The 2,242-nt window shown below is 21.7% G+C and carries 1 protein-coding gene and 1 pseudogene; both read right to left on the reverse strand.

All coding sequences use genetic code 11. The features are described 5' to 3' along the window. A pseudogene (locus AJ932_RS05700) lies at window positions 1-1,008 on the reverse strand (hypothetical protein); the annotation flags it as partial. Between the two features lie 371 nt (window positions 1,009-1,379). Beyond that, window positions 1,380-2,147, reverse strand: a complete 768-nt coding sequence (locus AJ932_RS05710) for a hypothetical protein (RefSeq protein WP_070289007.1) — start codon at window positions 2,145-2,147, stop codon at window positions 1,380-1,382. Window positions 2,148-2,242: the final 95 nt, after the last annotated feature.

The following is a 2,242-nucleotide window of genomic DNA, read 5'->3' on the forward strand; positions in this document are numbered from 1 at the left end:
TATTTCTTTATTTACAATCAAAGAATTAATATAAGTTTGATAAGCATTTTCTAAATCTTCAAAACCAAGTTTTTTAAATTCATCAATACTTTTATAAAGTTCTTTTCTTGCTTGTAAATAAGTATCATTTAGTTTGTTTTTATGAGAGATAAAGATAGTATAAAAACTAGAGTTAAATTCTAATTCTTTTATTGTGTTTTCATCAAATAAAGCTTGCTTATCTTTATCATATAAAACATAATCTTCACAAAAATATAAAGCTTTTAATAGATAGGGTTTTGAATCGATGTTGATGTTGTTGATATTTTCTAAAGATAGTTTTTGTATATAGGCTATTTTTAAATTATTGATTGCTTGTATAGATACAAGCTTATAATTATTATATTCTTGACTAAAATAATTAAGATTTTCTAAAAATATTTTATACTCATTGATATATTCTTTTTCATTTTGTATATTATTTAAATGCTTAAGACTTTGATTGAAAATATTATTATTATAAAAATTACAAGAAAAACTATCAAAATTAAATTCTTTTAACAAATTACTATTTTTATCATCTATAGAACATAAAGGAGTAAAGGAATTTTGTATGTTTTTGTAGTAGGGGTAGAGAGAGTTATTGGAAAGATTAAATGCTTGTTGAGTTTTATTTGCACTGAAATAAAGAATTTTTTGCGTTGGTTTTTTGATTAAAGAAACCACAGCGCCTGGTCCAACTATACTCCCAATATAATATAACGGTTGTTTTTGAAAATCTTGTTTTAAGAATTGAAATGTTTGCTTTCTAATTTGATCATTTGAGATTATAAGTTTAATGGCTTTATAAAAGACTTCGGCTTGTTCAATAGCTTCATCTTGTTTTGTGTTGTCATCTAAAATTATATTTTCAACTCCAATAATTTTTATTACAAAATGTCCAAATTCTAAAGCCGTCATAACTGTAGAGTCAAATATACCATTTACTAAATCATCAATATGTTGCAAAATATTCTTATTGTTAGACATTTTATTAGTCCTTTATTTTATTTAAATAGATAAAATATACTAAAATAATTTTATAAAATAAATAAAAAACTATTGAAAAAATAATTTTTAAATTTGTATTTAAATGAAAGAATTCTAACAAATCCATAAAATAATTCCACAATATAAACAAAATTAAAATATCATTAAAAATGCTATATAAAAAAATAAATAATGAATTTGCTTTATATTTGGCTTTACATTTTTTACAAACTAGTTCTTTACCAAAGCCCAATAAAAATACATTTGATGCATTTTGTAATTTATTGATTTTTGTTTTACAAACTTCACATTCTTTATAAATAGACATTTATTTTTCCTATATAATTTAAAAATTATCTTTAAAATTTAAATTATCTTCCGCATGCATTTAATCTTCCTTTAGCAATATTTATGAAATAATTATATCTTTTTGCTTCATATATTGTTGGGTATATCATTTCTTGAATTTCGGTTTTTAGTTTTGTTTTATATAATAAATTCATTTTTTTATAAGAATTAATCATATTTTCTAATAACTGTTCTTTTTGAGGTATAGAACACATAAAGTTTTTATCTAGGCTTGAAGCAAATGGGATTAAATTAAAAAGAAAATAATCAGCATTAAAGGCTATTTTCATAAGTGCATAAGTGTCAGGCAATGCATCTATTTTGTTAATAAAAATGATATATCTATCCATAATGCTTATAAAATTATTCATTTCGTTTAAATTGGTAGTGCTATTAGAAGCAAGATAAAAATAATTAAGATTAGTTTCACTTTTTCTTCCAAATATACTTACTTTATTTCTAAGAGCTACCAAATAAGCATTGTCTAAACCTAAAATTTGCATAAATTTAAAATCTTTTTTAAAATTATGCATATAATTTAATAATTCTTTTTGATTAAGTTTTAATTCTTGATTTAAGTTTTGTTCTACAAAAACTTTTTTAAATTCTTCTTCGTTGCTCCAGAATAATTTAGATGTCTCTTTTCTAATTTGATTTTCTTTTTCATAATAATACTTATCCCAAAAGATAAGCTCTAAAGGGCGATAAGCTAAGCTTATAAAGATAACAAAAGCTATAAGTAAACCACAAGGTATATAAAATCTTTTAAGTTTATAAAAAGGTTTTTTCATTTATATTCCTTGATATTTTAAAAATAGTTTTTGTGTCTTTTTCTGTTTCGTTTAAGGTTTTATTTTGAGTGTTAAGTTCTATCTCATTCATTTGT

The sequence above is a fragment of the Campylobacter sp. BCW_6873 genome, assembly GCF_001762365.1.
GTDB lineage: Bacteria > Campylobacterota > Campylobacteria > Campylobacterales > Campylobacteraceae > Campylobacter_D > Campylobacter_D jejuni.

Excerpts from the sequence above, each read along its gene's own strand:
- AJ932_RS05710 (WP_070289007.1), bottom strand. The coding sequence starts at position 2,147 with ATGAAAAAACCTTTTTATAAACTTAAAAGATTTTATATACCTTGTGGT.